This is a genomic window from Chryseobacterium sp. T20 (assembly GCF_047345655.1).
GTDB lineage: Bacteria > Bacteroidota > Bacteroidia > Flavobacteriales > Weeksellaceae > Chryseobacterium.
Genome location: NZ_JBLFDU010000002.1, coordinates 178,941 through 203,578 on the forward strand (window position 1 = coordinate 178,941; position 24,638 = coordinate 203,578).

Annotated in this window: 18 protein-coding genes and 1 other RNA gene; 9 read left to right on the forward strand and 10 right to left on the reverse strand. The window is 35.6% G+C overall.

Going from position 1 to position 24,638, the window contains the following annotated elements; translation table 11 throughout:
- Positions 1–11: 11 nt before the first annotated feature.
- The 5 genes from ACMA47_RS06180 to ACMA47_RS06200 all read right to left on the reverse strand — a co-directional run bounded on the left by ACMA47_RS06180 (position 12) and on the right by ACMA47_RS06200 (position 5,651).
- Positions 12–1,664 carry a serine hydrolase domain-containing protein gene (locus ACMA47_RS06180; protein ID WP_413929096.1) on the reverse strand — a complete coding sequence of 551 codons (1,653 nt, stop codon included), beginning with the start codon at positions 1,662–1,664 and terminating at the stop codon, positions 12–14.
- Positions 1,665–1,756: 92 nt separating this feature from the next.
- Positions 1,757–2,671, reverse strand: a complete 915-nt coding sequence (locus ACMA47_RS06185) for a helix-turn-helix domain-containing protein (protein WP_413929097.1) — start codon at positions 2,669–2,671, stop codon at positions 1,757–1,759.
- A 166-nt stretch (positions 2,672–2,837) separates the two neighbouring features.
- On the reverse strand, positions 2,838–3,677 hold the full coding sequence (locus tag ACMA47_RS06190) for an SDR family NAD(P)-dependent oxidoreductase (RefSeq protein ID WP_413929098.1): 840 nt from the start codon (positions 3,675–3,677) through the stop codon (positions 2,838–2,840).
- Positions 3,678–3,918: 241 nt separating this feature from the next.
- Positions 3,919–4,725: a helix-turn-helix transcriptional regulator gene (locus tag ACMA47_RS06195; protein WP_413929099.1), complete on the reverse strand. Its 807-nt coding sequence runs from the start codon at positions 4,723–4,725 to the stop codon at positions 3,919–3,921.
- Positions 4,722–5,651, reverse strand: a complete 930-nt coding sequence (locus ACMA47_RS06200) for a helix-turn-helix domain-containing protein (RefSeq protein WP_413929100.1) — start codon at positions 5,649–5,651, stop codon at positions 4,722–4,724. The genes ACMA47_RS06195 and ACMA47_RS06200 overlap by 4 nt, the downstream gene beginning before the upstream one ends.
- 515 nt (positions 5,652–6,166) lie before the next feature.
- Between ACMA47_RS06200 and ACMA47_RS06205 the strand changes: the two genes are divergently transcribed.
- The 7 genes from ACMA47_RS06205 (at position 6,167) to ACMA47_RS06235 (ending at position 16,587) form a co-directional block, all read left to right on the forward strand.
- Positions 6,167–6,802 carry a hypothetical protein gene (locus ACMA47_RS06205; RefSeq protein WP_413929101.1) on the forward strand — a complete coding sequence of 212 codons (636 nt, stop codon included), beginning with the start codon at positions 6,167–6,169 and terminating at the stop codon, positions 6,800–6,802.
- A gap of 2 nt (positions 6,803–6,804) precedes the next feature.
- Complete coding sequence (locus ACMA47_RS06210; RefSeq protein ID WP_413929102.1) at positions 6,805–7,878, forward strand: fatty acid desaturase family protein; 1,074 nt, start codon at positions 6,805–6,807, stop codon at positions 7,876–7,878.
- A gap of 7 nt (positions 7,879–7,885) precedes the next feature.
- Positions 7,886–8,527: a hypothetical protein gene (locus ACMA47_RS06215; protein WP_413929103.1), complete on the forward strand. Its 642-nt coding sequence runs from the start codon at positions 7,886–7,888 to the stop codon at positions 8,525–8,527.
- Between the two features lie 156 nt (positions 8,528–8,683).
- Entirely contained in the window at positions 8,684–10,426 is a 1,743-nt protein-coding gene (locus ACMA47_RS06220) for a helix-turn-helix domain-containing protein (RefSeq protein WP_413929104.1), read from the forward strand.
- A 751-nt stretch (positions 10,427–11,177) separates the two neighbouring features.
- On the forward strand, positions 11,178–12,626 hold the full coding sequence (gene asnS, locus ACMA47_RS06225) for an asparagine--tRNA ligase (protein WP_413929105.1): 1,449 nt from the start codon (positions 11,178–11,180) through the stop codon (positions 12,624–12,626).
- A gap of 159 nt (positions 12,627–12,785) precedes the next feature.
- Complete coding sequence (rpoN, locus tag ACMA47_RS06230) at positions 12,786–14,249, forward strand: RNA polymerase factor sigma-54 (RefSeq protein ID WP_413929106.1); 1,464 nt, start codon at positions 12,786–12,788, stop codon at positions 14,247–14,249.
- A gap of 190 nt (positions 14,250–14,439) precedes the next feature.
- Positions 14,440–16,587, forward strand: coding sequence for a hypothetical protein (locus ACMA47_RS06235; protein WP_413929107.1), 2,148 nt, complete (start codon positions 14,440–14,442; stop codon positions 16,585–16,587).
- 149 nt (positions 16,588–16,736) lie between these two features.
- Here ACMA47_RS06235 and ACMA47_RS06240 read toward each other — a convergent pair whose 3' ends face one another.
- From ACMA47_RS06240 to ACMA47_RS06250, 3 genes are read right to left on the reverse strand one after another with little or no spacing between them, the layout of a single operon-like run.
- The gene (locus tag ACMA47_RS06240) at positions 16,737–18,359 is read right to left on the reverse strand and encodes an AMP-binding protein (protein WP_034699014.1); all 1,623 of its coding nucleotides are present in this window, start codon (positions 18,357–18,359) and stop codon (positions 16,737–16,739) included.
- Between the two features lie 58 nt (positions 18,360–18,417).
- Positions 18,418–19,092: a hypothetical protein gene (locus tag ACMA47_RS06245; RefSeq protein WP_034699016.1), complete on the reverse strand. Its 675-nt coding sequence runs from the start codon at positions 19,090–19,092 to the stop codon at positions 18,418–18,420.
- Positions 19,085–19,576: an RNA polymerase sigma factor gene (locus tag ACMA47_RS06250; protein ID WP_062673949.1), complete on the reverse strand. Its 492-nt coding sequence runs from the start codon at positions 19,574–19,576 to the stop codon at positions 19,085–19,087. Before ACMA47_RS06250 ends, ACMA47_RS06245 begins: the two co-directional genes overlap by 8 nt.
- A 255-nt stretch (positions 19,577–19,831) precedes the next feature.
- Here ACMA47_RS06250 and rnpB point away from each other — a divergent pair.
- An RNA gene (rnpB, locus tag ACMA47_RS06255) (RNase P RNA component class A) lies at positions 19,832–20,155 on the forward strand.
- A gap of 95 nt (positions 20,156–20,250) precedes the next feature.
- Here the strand turns inward: rnpB and ACMA47_RS06260 are convergent.
- Together ACMA47_RS06260 and ACMA47_RS06265 are read right to left on the reverse strand one after the other, a co-directional pair.
- Entirely contained in the window at positions 20,251–21,120 is an 870-nt protein-coding gene (locus ACMA47_RS06260; protein ID WP_413929108.1) for a polyphosphate kinase 2 family protein, read from the reverse strand.
- Positions 21,121–21,386: 266 nt separating this feature from the next.
- Positions 21,387–21,851, reverse strand: a complete 465-nt coding sequence (locus ACMA47_RS06265; RefSeq protein WP_034699021.1) for a DUF1573 domain-containing protein — start codon at positions 21,849–21,851, stop codon at positions 21,387–21,389.
- Positions 21,852–21,979: 128 nt separating this feature from the next.
- Here ACMA47_RS06265 and ACMA47_RS06270 point away from each other — a divergent pair, with 128 nt between their 5' ends.
- The gene (locus ACMA47_RS06270) at positions 21,980–24,595 is read left to right on the forward strand and encodes a valine--tRNA ligase (protein ID WP_413929109.1); all 2,616 of its coding nucleotides are present in this window, start codon (positions 21,980–21,982) and stop codon (positions 24,593–24,595) included.
- Positions 24,596–24,638: the final 43 nt, after the last annotated feature.

Below are 24,638 nucleotides of genomic sequence, written 5' to 3' on the forward strand. Positions count from 1 at the left end.
CTCATTACTGATTATTCATTACTCATTTTTAAGGCTGGTAAAAGATAGTCCTGTACTATTTTTTCAGATTGCTGATGGGCATAAGGCTTGTTGTAAGCTTGTGCGGTAATTACGATCACAACAGGTATTTCTGTGAAAATAATAATTTTATTTCCTCCGTTTCCACTGGATTGAAAAGCTTCATAACTTTTGTTTCCCACCGTGTAAACCTTTCTCCAGAATAAATATCCATATCCTTCAAAATCAGGATTTTCTGTGAAGTAATTGGTGAAAGATTTCTGAATCCATTCTTTACTCAATATCGTTTTTCCATTCCAGATACCGTTATTTTGATACAATTGCCCGAATTTTGCAAAATCAAGTGCTTTCATGCGCAGTCCTCCCGCCAGAGAAGGTTTTTGCTGGGGTGTAAACTGCCATTTGTAGTTTGTAATTCCAAGAGGTTGAAATAACTTTTGATCGGCATAATTTTTTAATCCCTGCGGAACACTTTTATCCAGAATATCTCCGGATAATACTACTCCTGCTGTGAAATAATTCCAGTTTTTACCAATAGGATTCGCTGTCATAGGCAGATCCAGAGTAAATTTTACCCAGTTTTCAGTCGGGTACATATTTTCTTCATTTCCGGGAGATTCATAATCCTCATCGTTCCCGTCAAATCCTGAACTCATTGTCAGTAAGCTTTTTATGGTAACATTATCTTTTTGAGCAGAATAGTTTTTAAAGAACTTCAGGTCATAAAATTCACTCAGTTTCTGGTTTTCATTTTTTAGATATCCTTCTTTGATAGCAATCCCCGTTAAAGCTGATGAAAAAGATTTTCCTACCGATCGTGTGTCCTGCAACGAGTCTCTTCCGGATTCGTTGAAATACTCTTCAAGAAGTAATTTTCCCTCCTTTATAATAACAATTCCCGTGATATTTTTAAATCTGTTTTCTGCAATTTTCTTATTCAGAGTTCTGATCCTTTCGGTATTGATTTTTTCCTGTGAAACTTTCCATCCGCTATTGGACTGAATAGGTTGAATAGCAATTTGCTGCTCTGTAGTATTTTGAGCAGGAACCGTAAGATTGATTTGTCCTTCCGCAATGACAGATCCGGATTTAATCGTAGTCGTATTAAGATAAGGTCGGATTTCAATTTTCAAAACATGATTTCCAGCTGTCAACGCATCAATTCCGTCATGAGCCATATAAAAACGCATCCATAAATACCTTCCCCAGGAATCTTCATTTTTGTTGCTGAGAAGAGGAATTCGTAAAGTGGTTTTGAATTTTTTATGGTCTGGAGTTCCTGCGCCTGTATTGAGATTTTCTTTATAGATGAGCTTTCCGTCTACGTAAAATGAGAACTGATAATTCCCTTTTTTCAGTAATTCATCCACAGACCAGCCGGGTTCAAGCTGATGCAGATAATTGACCAGAGAGTTATCAAAGAAAGCATGAATACCAAGATCTCCGTTTTCCTGAAATACTGTAGAGTTAAGAATATCCGAATCTTTCAGATTTTCCGTCGCCATGTTTTGGGCTAGAAAAACAATTTTCCCGGAATATTTTTTCTGAATAGGATTCTCTGTTTTTTCAGCATTGATTATATCTTTACTTTGTCCCTGATAGAAATAAAATGTAAAAATAAAGATCAATAATAGGATAGGTTTCATCTTAAAAGTATTTAAACAAAAATACAGAACTTCCTTATCACAAAATAGAATGAAATTAACATTTCTATTGTAGTATTGATCTTTTACGAAATCTAATTGAATAACTTTCGGAATTCTCCCGGAGATTGATTGGTCTTCTGTTTGAAGAGTTTACTGAAAGACTGCGGATGTTCAAATCCTAATTCATAAGCAATTTCACTTACGGATAAACTTGTGGTGCTTAAACGTTCTTTGGCAGATTCAATTAATTTATTCTGAATGTGCTGTTGGGTATTTTGCTGAGTGTGAAGACGCAAAAGTGTTCCCAGATAATTAGGTGAAATATTCATCTGTTCGGCAATACACTTCACTGATGGAATCCCGTTTTCAAGAAGATTTCCGTTTTCGAAATATTGGGAAAGAATGTCTTCAAATTTGTACAATAACTCGTGACTTGATTTTTTTCTGGTGAAAAACTGTCTTTCATAAAAGCGGTCAGAGTACACCAGTAATAATTCAATCTGGGCAATAATCAGTTCCTGTGTAAATCTATCGGTATTGTTCTGGTATTCCCGTTCAATATTATTAAAAATATCAACAAGGATTTTCTCTTCTTTATCAGAAAGAAAAAGGGCTTCTTTCACCTGATAGCTGAAGAAGTCATACGATTTTATTTTTTTGGTTAACGAAGTATTCCACAGAAAATCGGGATGAATCAACAGTAAAAATCCGGTAGGTTCTACTTCTACATCCGGGTTGATTTCAAGACTTAAATATTGCTGTGGCGAAACAAAACACAGTACTCCTGAATTAAAATCATATTGCTGCTGCCCATAATTGAACTTTGGTGTGACATTCTTTTTCAAACCTATTGAATAAAAATTCTGAATCCACTTCAGTTCCTCATTATCCACGATATAACGGACTTTGCTGTAATCGATCACACTGATCAGCGGATGCTCAGGATTGGGAAGACCACAGAAAGCATGAAAATCTGAAATAGAATTAAAACGAACGGGTTGTTTCATAGAGCGAAGTTAGTTGTTTTTGTAAAAAGTATAACATATTGATTCAAAAAGCCTTCGACTCCGACCAGACGGACTTTCCTAAAATCTTATACTTTATTCATATATATAAATTAAATAGTAAGTATTAGGAATATCATCCTGAGCGGAGCCGAAGGATACTAACATATTAAATCGCTGTAGAAACAGTAAGGTTTTCCCATTTCTCAGCGTCTTTCTTTAAAATATCAATTTTGTTATTGAGAAATTCCATCGTTCCTACCCCTAATAATAAATGTACCGGAGGATTTTTCTCTTTACTGATCTGAATCAGTACATCCGCTGCCTTTTCCGGATCGTTAGGTTGGTTTCCATTGATTTCGTTAAGGTGAGCCTGTTCCGAATTTCTTGCCGCTTCATAAGCCTGAATAGGATTTGAAGGTGTTTTCACAGAATCTTTGGTTAAGAAATCGGTACGGAAATAGCCGGGATAAACAACCGTAGCATGAACTCCGAAATCTTTTACTTCTTCAGCCAATGCTTCTGTAAATCCGGCAACGGCAAATTTTGTAGAACAATAGATTCCCCAGCCTGGAAAATTAGCAGAATAGCCGCCAACAGAAGAAATATTGAAGATATTTCCTGATCTTTGTTCACGAAGATAAGGCATGGCGTTTCTGATGACATTTAAGGTTCCGAAAACATTCACTGCATAATTTTCTCTTGCCTCTTCATCGGTAAGTTCTTCCAGCGTTCCGATTTGTCCATAACCTGCATTGTTCACTACCACATCAATTCGTCCGAAATGATGAACTGTTTTTTCAATGGCAGATTTGATGTCGTTATTGTCTGTGATGTTGACGCTGAGCGGAAGAAAGTTTTCTGAAATATCTCCGATGGTGGAGATCAGGGATTCAACGGTACGGCTTGTAGCAGCAACCTGAAATCCTTCGGATAGTAATTTTTTTACCAACTCGAATCCTAAGCCTTTTGAAGCTCCTGTCACGAACCATACTTTTTTTGTTTCCATTTTTAAATATTTTTTTGTTTAAATGATGGTACAAAGATGGAAACTTACGAAAGGGGAAATGTATCCAAATCGGGGAATGATGTATCCAAATCGTGAATGGTACTATTTAACGTGTGTCATTCTGAATGAAATGAAGAATCTCAAACAATTGGTTACTAACAAGATTCTTACTTTTTCAGAAATCTCAGATTGAACGTAGTCTATGACAAAAGCCAAATCCCTCTTTAATTTCAAACAAGTTTCAATAATTTTTCAGAAGATTCCTGTATTTTAAAGGAGTGATGCCCATATTTTCTTTAAAACATCTGATAAAATGACTCTGATCTGAAAAACCACATTCCATCGCAATATCCGTTAAAGAATGAGATGAAGGGAGAAGCTCAAGAGATTTATTGAGTTTTAATTTTCTGAGATATTCACCCAGATTACAGTGGAAATATTTGTGAAAATCCCTGCTGAGATGAATAGGATGGATGTTCAGGGTGTTGGAAAGTTCTGTAAGATTGAGGTTTTCCGTAAAGCTTTCATGCAGAATTTCATTGATCTGGCCTACCCATAAAGGTTTTCTTTCCATACTTTCCTTTTGATGGGTTAACTGGCTGAAAAGATGTAGCAATAGTTGATTAAAAGCCAGTTCAAATGAAATATCATCACCTTTGGTTTCTTTGAACATCTGATAAACCAATAGTTTTAAAGCCGGATCTTTTATATTAAAACTGCCTTCCACTTTACTTTTCTGAATATCAAACCGGTCAAACCAACTTTGTGAAAGCTCAATATGAAAGCCTCTTGTGAAAATATCCGGTTTAATATTATAATGCGGATCTTCCCAGTGATGATACAATAATGTTCCGGCAGAACAGCCATAGACTTCCTTTCTGTTTCCTTCCGTCATATTTCCCTGAAGAAGAAAAGTGAAATACGCATTTTCATGATAATGCCAGTCTACATAAGGATGAGTATACTCCGTATCGGTGATGGTCAACCCTTCTAAATTGACCCTTTGATTGGTATCTCCGAAATATTCGCCGTTACGAAGAGTATTCATAATAAATTCTGTTTTAATCGGTCAATCTGTTCATACATTTTATTAAAAAACATTTTCCTTTCTCTGTTACCGGATTCATTCAGTGATCTGGAATTTTTGATCTGATGCTCAAAATAGCTTAGTGAATCTTCACACGTTATTTTATCATTGGTCATCATATATCCGAACATGCTGAAAGGTACAAAAAAGGAACATTGTTCTTCGTTTTTGAATAGAATAGCGTTGTTTAAAATGACTAAATCATTTACATAGATCTGAAAATTATTTTTTTCCAGTGTTTTAATTTCCAGTCCTTCCAGTAATTTTCTCAGGTCTTCCAGAATAAGACCTGCATCATTTTTCTTTAATAAACCCATTTCATAATAGAACGAAATTTGTCTCAACGCACTCATAATGGTGGTGTCATTCCATATTTCTGTTACATTTTGTTTGTCGTAAAGATCTTTCAGCATTTCATTTTTTACAGAATGATATTCCATCGTGAACTCATGAAACGGACTTAAAAATTTATCCTGGTTCAACAAATTCATCCAGACATAAAACTTGAAACGGGACAGAACTGAATCTGAAATGGTATAAAAAAACGGGATGTCCTTTGCGGAATAAAATACTTTGGAATTGTTGATATTCTGAAAAACATTCAAAATCTTCAAGGAGTTCTCGAAATAGTTTAAAAGATCCTCGGTGGTTTTTACAGGTTGTGTTCTCTTGACTACTAATTGATTTTCTGTTCCCAGAAACTGATCCAGTGAGATCTGGTAGTATTTGGCGAGTTCCAAAGCTTCCTCAAAACTGAACTTGGCTTTCATGGAAGTTCTTCTGTGAGCCGCATCATAACTGATATTAAGAATATTAGCAATCTCATCATTTAAAGATTTCTCCCCGATTTTTCTTCGGATTTCCTTCAATAAAGCTTCCTGGTGCATAGTTTTGTGATTTTCACAAATGTAGTATTTTTTTGTGGAAAGAGTTGTTGATGTTCTGTTTAAAAGGTGGGAAGCTTGAAGCTGGGAGAAGGGAAGTATCGGAGGTCGAAAGAATCAATAACAATTTAAAAGTAATTGGAATTATAATCACTATTACTATTGATCACTGAAAGTAACTTCCAGCCTCCTTTTTCTGGCTTCCAACCCACTAGTATTAGTAGATAACTTCATTTTCTCATCTATTTATTTTTGATTTTCTGTTTAGAAGGCGGGAAGATTGAAGCTGGGAGAAGGGAAATATCGGAGGTCGAAAGAATCAATAAAAATTTAAAAGTAATTGGAATTATAATCACTATTACTATTGATCACTGAAAGTAACTTCCAGCATCCTTCTTCTAGCTTCCAACCCCTGTTTTGTGATTTTCGCAAACAGGATGTTTTTTTTAATTTTTTTTCACATTCGGAACTGAGTCTTCTGCTGATAATTTTGAACTGTAATTTTAAAATAACGAGTTATGAAAACACGAATTTTTTTAACAGCAGTTCTTTTATTCAGCAGTCTGGCATATGCATCAGACCGTTTAAAAGCAGATTCTTTGAAACCAAGACTGATTGCAGCTTCGCCCTCAAAGACTGTCAAAAATGTCAACGGAATTTTATTTAAATATTTTGACGAGGAAGAACATTTTAAGCCTAAAAAAGTAAATGGCTTAGGTATGGGATTCAATTTTGTGGGCATTTTTCTTCCACCATTGATGCTTTTCACTCTACAGCCACCGGGAAACCATGATTATGTCATTGTTCCCCGTGAAAAGATGAATACCATTAATGGGTTGCAGTTGTCAATCATCAATATGGAACCTACAGTTACCAATGGTTTAGAGATCAATATTTCAAGTAATGTCGGCACGTATGCCGTAACTAACGGAATGTCTGTCTCTCCATTTTTTAATCTGCATCATGAGATGAAAGGAGTTTCTGTAGCGCCATTGGCTAATATCGGGCAGAAATGCAGAGGAATACAGATCGGTTTGTACAATCAATGTAAAGATTTCAGAGGAATCCAGATTGGTGGATGGAATGAGAACGGAAGAAGGAAACTGCCTTTGATCAACTGGAATTTTAAGAAACAGAAAGTAAATAAAAAGTGATTATGAAACCAAAAATCAGATTTAAAAAAGCAACTTCTCCTTTCTATTCGGAATTGCGTGAAGAGGTGAATGTATTGCTGACAGATGAAGTGACTAAAAAGGCCGGAAGATTAATGATTATAAAATTCCTGGTTTATGCTCTGGCCTTTCTGCTTCTGTATGCCAATCTTTTTAATCCTTATATAGCAGATAAGAACTGGCTGGTAACTTTGAATTATATTGCTTTAGGACTTACCGGAATATTGCTGGCTTTTAATTGTGCTCATGATTGTGTGCACAATACATTCTCAAAGTATAAAAAACTTAACAGGATTATTTACTATATCACTTTTAATTTGCAGGGCGTAAATGCAAGATTGTGGAGGAAAAGGCATATTGCTTCTCATCATGTGTTTCCTAATGTGGATGGCTGTGATGCTGATATCGATGATAATATTTTTTTACGTCTGTCTGTACATCATCCCAAAAGAAGAATTCATGCCTACCAACATTTATATGCTACCGTGCTGTATTGTTTTTACACCCTGCACTGGATTATGATCAAAGATTTTATTTATGTAAGGAAAAAAGACCTGGCTAATCTCAGAAATCAGAAACATTCTATCCTATCTGTAGCAGAAGTTATCCTGCTAAAGTTAGCTTACTTCGGTTATATGTTAATACTGCCAGCGCTTTTTACTGATATTTCAGTCATGACAATTTTCATCTCTTTCATTATCATGCATGTGACCATTTCACTGTTTTTTGTTCTGACTCTGATTATTTCTCACCTGAGTCTTGAAACAGATTTTCCCCAGGCAGATGAAAATGGATATCTCCCTTATGATTATTATGAACATCAGCTAGCAGTTTCATTGGATTATCACCCAACCAGCAGTTTTGCCAACTGGATTTTCGGAGGGTTCAATTCCCATGCGGCGCATCATCTTTTTCCCGGTTTGCCACACACGGTGTACACCATTATTACTCCTGCAATCAAAAGAGCAGCTGCCAGAAACAATTTTCCATACCATGAGAAAAGTATTGCGGATGCCGTGGCTTCACACTATCAATACCTGAAACAATTAAGTAAATAATCAAACCATGAAAAATTATAAACTAATAGTATTTTTATTCCTGTTTTCAGTACGTATTTTTTCACAGAATACCACGAATGATACAGTGAATACCCAAACAGAAGAACCTTTTGATTATAAAAAATATTATGACTGTGATTTCGGAGAAGGAAATGTTTTGATTGTCATCAAGAAAGGAAAAGAATTTACGGATCTTAAAGATTTAAGAAAATCCGGGAAAGGTTTCGCTATTAAAATGGAAGCCATATACAGTATGGAATTTGTAGATGGCCAGAGATATGAATCAAGTGTGGTGAAAGCCATTACACAAGATAGTATTTCGATCACGAATTTTTTCAATGAGAATGCTGCGAAGTTTGCAGGAAAGCCTTTTAAGTTAATTACTTATCCTTTGTCATCTTTAAAATATATTCGTTTTATTAATGATCGGATGTTGTCTTTGTACAATAAAAAAAATATTCAGAAGGATTTTAATCTTATTGTGAAGAAAATGGATCAGGCTAAAATGTGTCCTGCAGTTCTTCAGTTTAAAGACAGAAACGGTGAAATGAAGGTATGTTATTTTTATCTGACCTCTCAAGGATATGATCTTCTTTATGAGAACAATGGAAGAGTGTACTATCTGGAAGGTAAAGTAGAATGGAAATGATATTGGAAAAGAGTATAATCTTCAGTATGTATTCACTTTTTGTTGAATTATTATTCTGAATTTTAATGAAAATATGGATGAATACATGGAAAAAAAGCAAAAGGAGTGGTGCATCTACTGAAGAAAAATAATATTTTTGTAATATAGCTAGGATGAATGATGAAAATAAAATCTTTACTACTGTTTTTGATTATAGGGGTTGTGTTTTATCATGCACAAACTCTTAATATTAGAAAAAATTCTCTGGAAGAACGGACTTATGAGGAATTGGAAAAAGAGTTCTACAACAGTCCTGCGGGAGAAATAAACAGTAAAAGTATTGCCGATTATTATCTTAAAAAGGCAAAATCTGAAAAAAACACCGCTCAGATTGCTGAAGGATATGTTATGCTTCATTTTGCAGAAGACTTACCTAATGCATTAAAATATTTAGACAGCTTACAGTACATCACAAAAAATTCCAAAGAAAATACCTATCCGGCGAGAATTTATTTGCTAAGAGGAAATTTATACTCTAAGAATGACAATCTTCAATCTGCATTCAATAATTATATCCTGGGACTGAAATATGCAAAAGAAAAAGGAAATAAGAGGCAGATTGCTATGGCCCATATCAGTATTGCTTACCTGAACAATTATATAGGAAAACATGCAGAGACAGCAAAAGTACTGAGACACTATGCTTATGATACAGATTATATGAATGAGGATGAGAAGAATTCTCTCAAACTGAATCTGGCGGATGCTTACATAGAGATCAATAAAATGGATTCTGCTTATGTATTGATAAAGGATGGGTTGCTGGATTCTAAAAAAAATAAAGATATTTACCGATATCATCAGAATCTTGGACTGCTTGGATATTATAATCTGCATTCAAGAAATTATCAAAAAGCGATCGATGGTTTATTGGAATGCGAAAAATATTTCTTCACAAATCATAATGGAAGTAAAAGAAACCAGAATTATACGCTTTTGTATTTAGGAAAATCCTATGCCGGACTTCAGGAAAAGGAAAAAGCAGTAGGCTTTTTCAGGAAAATAGATTCTCTGGTTCTTAAAACCAACTATATCTATCCTGAGTTGAGAGATGTATATACTTATCTTATTGATTATTATAAAGAAAACGGTGATAAGGAAAAACAACTGTATTATGTAGACCGTTTTTTAAAAGTAGATCAGGTGCTGGATATGCAGTTCAGGTATATTTCCAGAGAACTTCCGAGAAGATATGATACTCCGGAACTTCAGCAGGAAAAAGAAAGTATTACCAATGAGCTTACGAAAAGAAAAAGTCTCTTCTATATTGTTTTAAGTCTTTTGTTGATTTCACATTTATTATTTATCAACGTTTATTTTAAATATAAAAAATCTGAAAAGAACTATAAGAAGATTGCTCAGGATCTTATTCAATCTGTTAATGAAAATAAAGGAGAAAAAAACAGAGATCCGGAAATTAAAAATGAAATTTTAGCAGCACCTGTTCAAATAGTAAGTACAGAAAATGTGGAGGACAAAACATCGAGAACTATTTCTGAAGATATTGCCCAGACTATTTTAAAAGAACTTGAAATATTTGAAAGCAATGATCAGTTTTTGAATAAGGGAATTACATTGGGAAGTCTTGCCAAAAAAATAAAAACAAACTCAAAATATCTGTCAGAAATTATCAATACTTACAAAGGAAAAAACTTTGCAACCTATCTCAATGATCTTCGTATTGATTATGCCATCAGCAGATTGGCCAATGACAAAAAATTCAGGTCTTATAAAATTCCTTTTATCGCCGAAGAATTAGGATATAATAATGAACAGGCCTTCACTTTAGCCTTCAAAAAACGAACCGGAACGCCACTTTCTATCTACTTGAAAGAAATTGAAAACATGTCTTTAGATTAATGTTAAGTTGTTGATATTTAGTTTTTTATTGTTTATAAATTCATGTTTTTAGGTATATAAATTTATGAATCTATAAAGCATTCCCTTGTTTCATTCTTCTACTTCCTGCATCTTTGCTTCAGGTAAAAACACAACCATTTATTTTGTATGTGCACAATACAAGATATCAGTTCCAAACTGTTGATCATTTAAACAATCAAGTCAGGAATTGTATCATAAAAACTAATAATGAAGAAGAGGATAAAAACTAATAACCAAGAAAACTAAAATGTAAATCATGAAGTAATTGTTCAGAATTTAGAGATGTAAAGTGTAGTGATCATTTAAAAATCATTAAACAGTAAATCCGGTTAATCCGCCACACAGTTTAAAAGTATAGTATAGTCTAAAAATGGATGTATAACCCGGTAATTTACCACGAACTTATCACTTAAAAACTAATAACCATTTCAATAAAACTAATTCCATGAAAACTCAGAGTAAAATAATATTTTATTCTTTTTAAAAGTGATAGTGTAAGTGTGTTCATTCCGGGGGATATTCCGGATATTATTGAAGTTCAGGACTATATTGAGTGGAAATGTAACCCTGAAATGCAGAGGAATTTGCAGAAGAAAAAAGGTGAATTTCCTGAACTGAAAGTTTAAATACCTGTTAAATGATTTTTAAAGACAGCGCAATCATTAAGTTGCGCTGTTTTTTTGTAACTTTGCAGACATTAATTTTTATATAAAAAATTTATCATCAACAAATGAAAAAGCAAACGATCAAAGAAATCCTAAAGGATTACAAGAAAGTATTACATCATGACATTACAGTTTACGGATGGGTAAGATCCTTCCGTGCTAATCGCTTTATTGCGCTTAATGATGGTTCTACGATTAATAATTTGCAGATAGTTGTTGATTTCGAAAATTTTGATGAAGCTATTCTTAAGAATATCAGTACAGCTTCTTCCCTGAAAGTAGTAGGAGAAGTGGTGGAAAGCCAGGGAGCAGGACAATCTGTGGAAATTATCGCTAAGAAGATCATTATTTTAGGAGATAACTTAACAGAAGAACTGCAGAGTACAATTCTTCAGCCTAAAAAACATAGTCTTGAGAAACTTCGTGAGCAAGCTCACTTAAGATTCAGAACGAACCTTTTCGGAGCGGTGTTCAGAGTACGTCATGCAGTAAGTTTTGCCGTTCACTCGTTCTTCAACCAGAACCAGTTTTTCTATATCAACACGCCGGTAATTACAGGAGCAGATGCGGAAGGAGCAGGTGAAATGTTTGGCGTAACGAACTTCGACCTGAACAACATGCCGAAAACTGAAGAAGGTGAAATTGACTTCTCTCAGGATTTCTTCGGTAAGAAAACCAACCTTACTGTTTCAGGACAGTTGGAAGGAGAAACTGCAGCGATGGGATTGGGAAGAATTTATACATTCGGACCTACTTTCCGTGCTGAAAATTCTAACACGACAAGACACCTTGCCGAGTTCTGGATGATTGAGCCGGAAGTGGCATTCAACAACCTTGAAGATAACATCGACCTTGCGGAAGATTTCTTAAAATATGTGATCCAGTACGTATTGGATAACTGCAAAGATGATCTTGAGTTCTTAGACAACCGTTTTGCGGAAGAACAAAAGACAAAACCAGAAAAAGAAAGAGCAAAAGAAGGTCTTATCGAAAAACTTCAGAATGTTATTGCTAAGCGTTTTAAGCGTGTAAGCTATACAGAAGCCATCGAAATCTTATTGAACTCTAAAGAAAATAAAAAAGGAAAATTTGCTTACCCGGTTGAAAAATGGGGAACTGACCTTCAGTCTGAGCACGAGAGATACCTTGTTGAAAAACATTTTGAAAGCCCGGTAGTATTATTTGACTATCCGAAAGAAATCAAAGCTTTCTATATGAAACTGAACGATGACAACAAAACCGTAGCAGCTATGGATGTTCTTTTCCCTGGTATCGGTGAGATCATCGGTGGATCAGAGAGAGAAGCAAGATTAGATGTTTTAAAACAGAAAATGGCAGATATGCACGTGGATGAGCATGAACTTTGGTGGTATCTTGATACCAGAAAATTCGGTTCTGTACCGCATGCAGGCTTTGGTTTAGGACTTGAAAGATTAGTTCTTTTCGTAACAGGAATGACGAATATCAGAGATGTAATTCCTTTCCCTAGAACACCGAAAAGCGCTGAATTCTAGAACAATAAAAAAAGCCTTAATCACAAGTTAAGGCTTTTTTTATTATTTAATAGTTTATTATATTAGGGTAAGTAATGCAAAAATCATGCTAAATGTGTTTTTTATCAAATAAATTTATTAAATTCGTAGAATATGTTATGTTAAAACGCAAATAAGAATATGCTTAAACAACACTTACAACTCAAATTAGGACAGAAGCTGGCCCCTCAGCAGATCCAGTTGATGAAGCTTATTCAGCTTCATACTCTTGAATTTGAAGAGGAGTTGGAAAGAGAGTTAGAAGAAAACCCAGCTTTGGAAATTGCGAAAGAAGATTCTAAGGAAGATGATTATTCTTCCCTGGAAGATGCTTATCAGGATGAGGGTACAGAAAGCATTGAAACAGATTTCGACGTCAATGAATATATCTATGACGATGAACCAAGCTATAAAACCGCATCCAGCAACTACTCTCCGGATGATGAAGAATTTGATAACGAGAGTCTTTTAACGGAAGGCCAGTCCTTATATGATTATCTTACAGAACAGATTCACCTGGTAAATATTGGTGATGAAGACCTGAAGATTGCAGAATACCTGATCGGGAATTTAGATACAGACGGATATCTGAGAAGAGAGATCAAATCTATTGTTGATGATCTTGCTTTCTCACAGGGAATTTATACTACTAAAGAAAGAGTAGAAGATATCCTTGAAAATTATGTTCAGAAACTGGATCCGCCCGGAGTAGGAGCAAGAGGTCTGCAGGAATGCCTTTTACTACAGATTGAAAAGAAAGTAAGCTCAGATAAAGCTGTTTCTTTGGCTGCCAATATTTTAAGACATCAGTTTGAAGCTTTAACGAATAAGCATTATAACAAGATCATTCAGAAATACGATATTGAAGAAGAAGATCTGAAAGATGCTCTGGATGAAATCTCAAAACTTTCTCCTAAAGTAGGTGGGAACTTTGATACGCAGACAATTACCATCAACCAGGAGATTATTCCGGACTTTGTCATTCAGGTGAAAGACGGCCAGGTAATTCCTATGCTGAACAGCAAGAATGCACCAACGCTAAGAGTTTCTGAAGAATATAAAGATATTCTGACAACGTATTCTCATGATAAAAACTCATCAGAACACAAGCAGGCTGCTTTATTTATCAAACAAAAACTGGATGCAGCAAAATGGTATATTGATGCCATTAATCAGCGTCAGAATACCTTATTACAGACGATTACAGCCATTGTTAAATTCCAGAAGGATTATTTCATCACAGGAGATGAGAAATCTCTGAAACCAATGATTCTGAAGGATGTTGCAGATATTACAGGTTTTGATATTTCTACCATTTCAAGGGTGGTAAAAAGTAAGTATGCAGATACGCCTAATGGGATTGTATACCTTAAAGATCTGTTCTCAGACAGTTTAACAAATGACGATGGAGAAGAAGTTTCTACCAAAGAGATCAAAACCCATCTTCAGGAAGTTATCAGTAAAGAAAATAAGAGAAAACCACTTACAGATGATGCATTAGTAGTCATTCTGAAAGAGCAGGGTTATAATATTGCCAGAAGAACGATTGCAAAATATCGTGAACAGCTCAATATTCCTGTCGCGAGGTTAAGAAAAGAACTTTAACAATATAAAAAAGCATTTCGATTTGAAATGCTTTTTTTATTATTGAGCATGTTTAGATTTTCATTCCTTCTTGTAACATAAAAAGCTTCTGCAACTTATTTCAGTACCGTATTTCTACTGAATAAAATCCAATCGTTTATTCCGACATTTGATTGATTAATTTCTAACTGAACCAATTAATCATTTGCTTATGTCAACAAAAACCGTTCAATTTAGTGTTGAGGTGAAGAATATAACCATCACTTCAGGGAGTTTCCAAGTTTTTGGAATTGCTGAAAATTTCATTGGCGCTGTTAATAACAAAACGTCATTTGAAAACAATACTTTCAGTGTTGAAATTAAGAATGCAGAATCTGAATATTATGCTGTAACCGTTTGGGTACATGAATATATAATTGATAATACTGTATACAAAATTGACGGAGAACCTTTAAGTTTATTAGCAACATTTTATCTTCCTGATACCCTTTTTCCAGTCATGGTGAATCCCGAATCCTCTATTGCTTCAATCTATACATTTGCACGGATGACAAAAGTAGATGACGATGGAACAGTGCACATTTCAGGAACCAGGCGAAATATGAAAATCGCCTATGGAATGAAGAAGAATCTGTATAAAACAGAAGGAGCCATCGGAGATATGATCAGTACTTCACCAAACGGTTTTGAAACGAACAGTTATCCAATGTTCAACTCCTTATGTAATTTATACTATTATTCTATAACAAATCCAATCATTCATACAGGAAAGCCTTTTTACAGGCAATTTTTGGATTATGCGTGGCATGAACCTTCTGAATCAAACAAAAATTTCCTTCAGGCTATAAGAAATCTGCTGCATGATCCCTGTAATAACGCAGTTAATATTTATAAGATGCTTTTTGGACTGGAAGAAATCTACTCAGATTCATTAGTCTCGATGAAAAATATGACCGAGGATCAAAAGATTCCTAATAACTGGACCCTTACATTAAAAAGTAATTCATCAGGAGCTAAGAACTTTATTCCGAGTGGAGCAGCCTTTGTTGTTTTTGATGCAGATGATAATGCATGGATTGCTAATAACTTTCGGGCCGGTTCTCCGGATTCCGGAACTCATTGTCCTGTTTACAAATATGATGCTACGCCTGCCGATTTTTCTCCGGTTCAGGGTGGCGGGTTACTTGGAGTAGCTTTTGGAGCTGCCGTTAGCCCTGATAAAAAATATATTTCTTTCGGAAACTTCGGATGGGGTTCGGAATATAATAATCCACAAGAGGGAAGTATTTCTCGTTTTTATTATAAAGACGGAAAGCCCGTAAGTCCTTCCAATGGTTTTACATTAGGACTTTCCCGGGTTCAGGGAATGGAATATGATAATCAGGGGAATCTTTGGATGGCCTCAGTAGGTTGTCAGGAACCTTTTGCCCCTGCCAAACGGGGAGTTTATCCCTTTGAAAACGAACCAAGTGCCGTAGTTGTTTATTTAAAACCTGAGGATAACGATTTTGAGAAAGGCCCTACTGCAGCCCTAACACTTATCTGTAATGAATTTCCTGTAAAAAAATCACCAGACTCACCTCCGTTGCCAACCCGAACCCCTTATTTGAAAATATTTGATGTAACTCCTGATCACAAAGGAAGCGCTTATGTTTCCTGTATCGGAAATTATGATAAAGATTTTCCTGAAAACTGTGCCTTTTCAGCGGTTTATAAAGTTGCAATTGAGGGAGATCAATTGGTGGTTACCCATAGCTGGTTCAGCAATTATTCTGAAAGTGCCAATAAACAGGAAGGGTATGAATCACTTCGTCAGATTGCAATAAATGGAGATGGAAATGTTGTTGTGGTAGGAGTAAGCAGCAGCCGTGCTACGGTTCTTAGTCATGATCTTTCAACTGTTATGGGATATTATGATGTCAATACGTATGCTCCATGGGGAGTTAAAATAGATAAAAATCAGACTGTTTTTCTAGCCAATTTTGGTCATGAAACAGATTTTAAAACTCATCCCGCGCTGGATATGCAGGGACCTTTTGGAGTAACGATGCTTCGTGATCCGTCAAAACCGGAAACAGCAATGCTGCTTACTCTTCCTACAGGAGGTTCTGAGGTTACTTTAGCTAACGGATATCCTTTATATGGTACTCAGCATAAACCAAAATTACATGAATCAAAACACGAAGAATTACGGCTGCAATGTTATCAGCCTATTATGAGACTTACTTCAACGAATATTGACGGCGCAGGAAATCTTTGGTGTATGAACAACTGGAAACCGTCAGCTCTGGTAGATGTTTTTGATAATCCCGGTGGTGATGGAGTTGTAATTTTTCTCGGAATTGCAGAACCTGAATAAGTATGGCTGAATTAAATGTTCATGATTTTCTGGTAATTAAAGATAAGCGATTATTCAAAAGCAAATTCATATCAAAAAAAACCTGTTTAAAGCTTAAACAGGTTTTTTATAATGGATGTTAATCTATTTATAGTTTTACTTGTGTTGAATTAATCTTTAAAACTACCTAATTCAAGTTCTTTCATAGAAATTTCCCGCATTTCAACCTTTCTTATTTTTCCGGAAATAGTCATAGGGAATTCATCTACAAATTTCCAGTATTTCGGAACTTTATAGTGGGCAATTCTTCCTTTACAGTATTCCTGTAGTTCATCAGCAGTGATGGTAAATCCTTTTCTCACTTTTACCCATGCCATTACTTCTTCCCCGAATTTTTCACTGGGAACACCAATGATCTGGACATCAAGGATGTTGGTATACGTATATAAAAAATCTTCAATTTCCTTAGGGGAAATATTTTCTCCACCACGAATGATCAGATCTTTTATTCTTCCTGAAATTGTAATATAGCCGTCTTTATCCATTACGGCCATATCTCCGGTATGCATCCAGCGGGCATCATCCAGTACTTTCTTGGTGTTTTCAGGATCATTCCAGTACTTCAGCATGACGGAATAGCCTCTGGTGCAAAGTTCGCCATGCTCTCCACGTTTTAAAGTTCTGCCACTTTCATCAATGATTTTTATCTCAAGATGATCCTGAACAGTTCCTACTGTGCTGACCTGCTTTTCCAGCGGTGTTCCTATTAAAGTCTGAGTAGATACAGGTGAAGTTTCTGTCATCCCATAGCAAATACTCATTTCTTTAATATTCATAAGGCTTTCTACTTTCTTCATGATTTCGGGAGGGCATACAGAGCCCGCCATAACACCGGTTCTTAAGCTTGAAAAATCATAGGTGTCAAAATCTTTTACTGCCAGTTCAGCAATAAACATAGTAGGTACTCCATACAAAGAAGTACATTTTTCATCTGACACCGCTTTTAAAGTAATCTCCGGATCAAAACTGTCATTCGGGATTACCATACAGGCTCCGTGAGCTGTACAGCACATATTTCCGATGACCATCCCAAAGCAGTGGTAAAAAGGTACAGGAATGCAGACACGGTCTTTCTCGGTATATTTTAGTCTTATACCAATAAAATAACCATTATTGAGAATATTATGATGAGAAAGGGTGACTCCTTTCGGAAAACCGGTCGTTCCGGAAGTATATTGAATATTAACAGGATCGTCAAACTGTACATGCTCTTCAAAACTGTGAAGTACTTCATCTGAAATTTCCTGTCCGTTATTCACAAACTCTTCCCAGTTTTCATCAAAGAATATTTCATGATCAAGGGTTGGACATACTTCTTTTGCATATTCAACCATTTCTTTATAATTACTGGTTTTAAAACTTAAAGAAGAAAAAATAAAGCGAACTTCCGACTGATTGAGTACATAGGTCAGTTCATGAGTTCTATAGGCCGGATTGATATTCACTAAAATAGTTCCTATCCTTGCAGTGGCATACTGCAAAAGTACCCATTCATAGCGGTTGGAAGACCAGATTCCGATTCTGTCGCCTGCTTTTGCTCCTAAAAATAATAAAGCTTTTGCAACAGCTGTTGTTTGATTGTAAAATTCCTGATAAGTAGCTCTGTAATCCTGATGAACGCAGACTAATGCTTCCTGATGGGGATATTTTTCGACAGTACTTTTAAGATTGGCTCCGATGGTCTGGCCTAATAATGGAACCTCAGAAGTTCCATACACATAAGATAAGGGCATAGTTTAAGATTTGGTGGAATAAAATTAACAATTATATCCCGAACTATGCCTATGTATATTAATTTTCCTGAGAATCTATTTCTTTAAGCTGTTTTAGATTTTTATCAAGTTTTTTAATAATAGTACCATATACCAGTCTGTAATATAACCAGATCATAGAAATCGCAAGCAATGTACTTACGACAATCCCCACGATAATAATGGTAAGATTGGAACCACTTGGCTGTATATTCTGAGAATCTAATATATAAAAGATAAAAGCAACCAATACAAAAGTGAATATCAGCAATAATACAATACTAATGAGAATGAAAGCATTAACTGTTGTTTTGAACTTAATGATTCTGGTGATAAGACCCTTCAGATTTTCCTCAATCTTGATTCTTCGGTAATTCTGGTAGAATTTCAGTACAAAATAGGCTGTGATTAATAAACTTAAGACTTTTATTGCTAAATAAGCATGCCCGAAGTTGTTTTCTACTTCCGGAGCTTCCTGGGCACCTAATCTTTCAAGCATTTTACGGAAGCTGTCTGATTCCTCTTCCGGAAAAAAGTAAAACAGTCCTAATACTGAAAAGAAAAGTAATTCTACGACGCTGATCCAGAAAATATATTTCACATAGTTACGCGACTTTCTGTTCAACATCTGAAGAATCTCAGTGTTGTCATATTTATGCTGTACAGGTTGTTCCTGCCATGTTTTCTTAAAGCTATCTAAATCAAATTCAGGCATATTTTTCCATCTGTTCTTTAAGGGTTTTCTTTAATCTGTTCATTTTCACGCGTGCATTGACTTCAGTGATTCCGAGGTTTTCTGCGATGTCCTTGTAAGGCAGATCGTCAAGATACATCATGACAATGGCTCTTTCTACATTAGGAAGAGTCTTGATTACAGTATACAAAAGTGATACCTGCTGCTGTTTTTCATCGTCATCTTCCACAAAATCCTTGTGGTTGATGTCCAGCTCATTCGTAGGAAGGCTTTTGCTTTTTTTTCTAAAGAGGGTAATGGCTGTATTGAGCGCTACACGGTACATCCATGTGGAAATTTTAGAGTTTCCTTTGAAAGAATCATAACTTCTCCAGAGCTGTAACACGATTTCCTGGAAAAGATCCTCTTCATCTTCCAGAGAATTGGTGTACAAACGCGATACTTTAATAATCAGTCCCTGATTATCTTTGATAAGCTGCGCAAATTCTTTTTCTCTGGAATCCATAGATATATAATGGCACGAAGATAATAATAAAGTAGTAATTGGTGAAAATTATAATTAAAAATCGTAAAACGGTAAAAAAAGGAAAATTGAAGAAGAACGAGAGAACTCGATTTATATTTAAATAATACTCTATACTTTCATCAAAAAGCAAAGGAAAGATATTTTTCAATCAATATTATTTATATGGGGCTAAAAACTCTTGAGTCCTTTTGCTCTTTACCTTTTTACCACAAAATTTGTGTACCTTTGCCTCCGCGAGAAAATCGGCTTGTTGATTCTTGTTTCGGCAAGGGTAGGAAAGTCCGGACACCATAGAGCAGCAAAGCGGATAACATCCGTCACCCGTGAGGGTAGGACAAGTGCAACAGAAAGCAAGTACAGTTCGGCTGTAGTGAAACCAGGTAAACTCTTTGCGGTGCAATGGTAAGTATATCGGTTCTTTTCAGCAATGGAAATAGGGGCGGCTCGTCCTGAAAACCGAGGGGTAATCAGCTCAAGTATTGCAGCAATGTAATACGTAGATAAATAACAGGCGCTTCTTCGGAAGTACAAAATCCGGCTTATAGATTTTCTCGTGATTTTTTTTAAAGCTGGAAGTTAGAGACTGGAAGAGTGAAGTTTTTAACGTAATGATTTTAAACCTCCATCTTCAAGCCTCTAAATTTCAACCCAATTTATTCACTTTCCAACTGTTTTTTAGATTCCTGTAATTCCTGTCTGTCTTTATCAGAAAGAGTAGGATATTTAAGATTCATTTTCTCCAGAGTATCAATAATAATCTGGATAGCGGCTACTCTTGCAAACCATTTGCTGTCTGCAGGAAGCACATACCATGGAGCATGATCTTTTGAGGTTTCATTGATGGCGGTTTCATAAGCCTCCATGTATTGGTCAAATAACGCTCTTTCCGGGAGATCTCCTGCTGAGAATTTCCAGTTTTTTTCCTGTTCGTCAATTCTGTCCAAAAGTCTTTTTTTCTGTTCATCTTTGGAAACATGCAGAAAGATCTTGATAACAGTGGTTCCGTTTTGTGAAAGATGTTTTTCAAAATTACGGATACTTTCATACCTGTTTTCCCAGAATTTGCTGTCAAAATCTTTTACGGAAGACCATGTTTTTTCACTCAGATTATATTCAGGATGTACTTTACAAACCAGAACACTTTCATAATGGGATCGGTTGAAAATCCCGATCATTCCTTTCTGTGGCAGTGCCAGATAATGTCTCCATAAAAAATCATGAGAATATTCTTTGGAGCTTGGTGTTTTAAAACTGGTTACATTACATCCCTGAGGATTCACTCCCCCGAAAACATGTTCTATCATACTGTCTTTTCCTGCAGCATCCATAGCCTGTAATACAACCAGCAAAGACTGGCTTCCGTCAGCATATAATTTTTCCTGCAACTCACGAAGTTTTTCTTTCTCCTGAATCAGCATTTGCTCTCCCTCTTCTTTCGTGAGCTTTCCTTTATAAGAAGTTGACGTTTTTTTTATCGAAAATTTTCCACTTACCTTAAAGTTATCTGAGAAATCGGTGTCCATATATTTTTAAGATTAAAAGATTAAAAGATTAAAAGATTAAAAGATTAAAAGATTAAGTTATTAAAATTCAATAGGGGTGGGCTTTAGTCCAGCCATGTTAAAGATAAATAAATCCGAAGGCTTCAGCCAAAACCTAAATAATATATTGGATAAACGGCAATACATTTACTGCCACCTATTATCTGTCATCTGCCACCTAACCCAACATAAATGTAATAAAAAAACCGCCTCAATGGAGACGGTTCTTTTATTTTTTTGAGTAGAGCTTACTTCGCAGCAGCCTTTTTTGCAAGTTTTGCAGCTTTTTTCTCAGCTTTAGCAGCTTCTTTCTGCTCAGCAGGAGTCAATACTTTTGGCTCAGGAGCGTTAGCATCTACGTTACCTTTGATGTAGATTACACTTCTGCTGTTTGCAGGGTCATTAGAGAAAACCTCAATCATTTTGTTGAAAGGGCCAGGGATCGCTGTGTTGTATCCAACTTTGATCTTAGCAGACTTTCCAGGCATGATAGGATCTTGGCTGAATTCAGGAGTCGTACATCCACAAGAAGGTTTTACATTTGAAAGAATCAAAGGCTTATCACCTGAGTTCGTTACAGTAAAGAATCTTGTACCATCAGCGCTAGGCTTAATAGTTCCGTAATCGAAAGTCGTTTTATCAAATGTAATAGTTTGTGCAGATGCAAGAGCAAATGTCCCGAATAGTGCAATTCCTGCAATTAATTTTTTCATATTCTTGAATGTTAATACGTTTGTTAGATAAATTTTGTGAAACAAAGTTAAAAATTATTTTAATTCATGCTTAAAAATTTTTTTCTTTAGACTATTTTTGCAAATTGCAAGCCAAAGAAATAGAATTTATGCAGATTTCAGAAAAGTACAATCCACAGGAAACAGAACAAAAATGGTACAATTACTGGTTGGAAAATAAATTTTTCCACTCAGAACCTAATGACAAACCACCATATACCATAGTCATTCCTCCACCAAATGTGACAGGGATACTACACATGGGACATATGTTGAACAATACCATTCAAGATGTTCTGGTCCGTCGTGCAAGAATGCGCGGATTTAATGCTTGTTGGATTCCGGGAACAGATCACGCTTCAATTGCTACTGAAGCTAAAGTTGTTGCTAAACTGAAGTCTGAAGGAATTAATAAGTCAGATATTACCCGTGAAGAGTTTTTAACCCACGCATGGGACTGGACCAATAAATATGGCGGGACTATCCTTGAGCAGTTGAAAAAACTGGGATGTTCTTGCGACTGGGACAGAACCCGTTTCACGTTGGAAGATAAACTTTCTCAGCAGGTTATCAAAAGTTTCGTTGACCTTTATAATAAAGGACTTATCTACAGAGGCTATAGAATGGTCAACTGGGATCCGGAAGCGAAAACCAATATCTCTGACGAAGAAGTAATCTTTAAAGAGCAAAACGGAAAATTATATTTCCTTAAATATAAGATTGAAGGTTCAGAAGAGTTCCTTTCAGTTGCTACTACCCGTCCTGAAACTATTTTCGGGGATACGGCTGTATGTATCAATCCGAATGACGAAAGATATGCACACTTAAAAGGTAAGAATGTAATCGTACCGATCGTTGACAGAGTGATTCCGATCATTGAAGATGAGTATGTGGATATTGAATTCGGAACCGGAGCTTTGAAAATTACTCCTGCTCACGATATCAATGACTACGAAATCGGACAAAAACATCAGTTAAAGATGATTGATGCGCTAGATGATGACGGAAATCTTAATGAGCATGGTTTACATTACGCAGGGAAAAACAGATTTGATGTAAGAAAGCAGATTGCTAAAGAACTTGAAGAGAAAGATCTTTTGTTGAAAGCAGAAGATTACGTAAATAAAGTAGGAACTTCTGAGAGAACAGGTGCTGTTATTGAACCTAAAGTTTCAGTACAATGGTTCCTTAAAATGTCTGAAATTGCTAAGCCAGCTTTGGATGTAGTAATGGATGATGAGGTTAAGTTTTATCCTGAAAAATTCAAAAATACCTACAAGCATTGGATGGAGAACATCCGTGACTGGAATATTTCCCGTCAGCTTTGGTGGGGACAGCAGATTCCTGCATATTACTATGGAGAAGGAGAAAATGATTTTGTAGTAGCTGAAACTAAAGATGAAGCTTTAGAACTGGCAAAACAAAAAACAGGAAATTCAGATCTGACTGTAGAAAACCTTAGACAAGACGATGATGCATTGGATACATGGTTCTCATCATGGTTATGGCCAATGTCTGTATTTGACGGATTACTAGATCCTGAAAATAAAGATATCAACTATTATTATCCAACATCTGATTTGGTTACAGGTCCGGATATCATTTTCTTCTGGGTTGCCAGAATGATTATGGCCGGATTGGAATACAGAAAAGAAGTCCCGTTCAAGAATGTTTATTTTACAGGAATTGTAAGAGATAAGCAGAGAAGAAAGATGTCAAAATCTCTTGGAAACTCTCCAGACCCTCTTGAATTAATGGATAAATATGGAGCAGATGGAGTACGTGTAGGAATTCTATTGAGTTCTGCCGCGGGTAATGACCTTCTTTTTGATGAAGATTTAATGCTTCAGGGAAGAAACTTCATGACCAAGATCTGGAGTGCATTCCGTCTGATCAATATGTGGAAGCATGAAGATAAACCAGCTATCGCTACGGATCACCAGGCTATTGAATGGTTTGAAAATAAATTAGACAAAACAATCGTTGAGATTAATGATCAATTCGAGAAATTCAGAATTTCTGATGCATTGCATTTGATCTATAAATTAATTTGGGATGATTTTTGTGGTTGGTATCTTGAAGCCATCAAGCCTAACTATGGAGAGGGAATTTCTAAAGAAGTATATAATAAAACCATCTATTTCTTTGAAGAATTGATGAAGCTGCTTCATCCGTTTATGCCATTCCAATCTGAAGAGATCTGGCAGTTGATTTCTGAAAGAAGTATTGATGAAGCGCTTGTTATTGCTCAGCAGAAGAAGGCGGATAGCTTTAATGAAGAAGTCATTAAAAACTTTGAAATCACAGCTGAATTGATTTCCGGAGTTAGAAACTACCGTCAGACAAAAGGAATTTCTCCAAGAGAAGCTGCTGAAATATATACTAATGCATCTGAATTTGCTAATGAAGCGATAGTAAGAAAATTAGCTAATGTTTCTGAAATTCATTTTGGACAGAAAACAGATAAGCCAAGCTTTACTTTCCTGGTAGGAGCTACTGAAGTTTCTATCCCATTAAGCGAAAACTTAGATTTAGGAGAAGAAAAAGCGAAAACTGAAGAAGAAGTAAAATATTTAAAAGGATTCTTAGTTTCAGTAGAAAAGAAGCTTTCCAATGAAAAATTTGTTGCGAATGCAAAACCTGAAATCGTAGAGGTGGAGCGTAGAAAACAAAAAGATGCTTTGGATAAGATTGCGATCCTTGAAGAGAAACTGAAAAGTTTATAAAGTATAGACAATAAATTTTGTCAAAATCTCAGGCTGGATACAC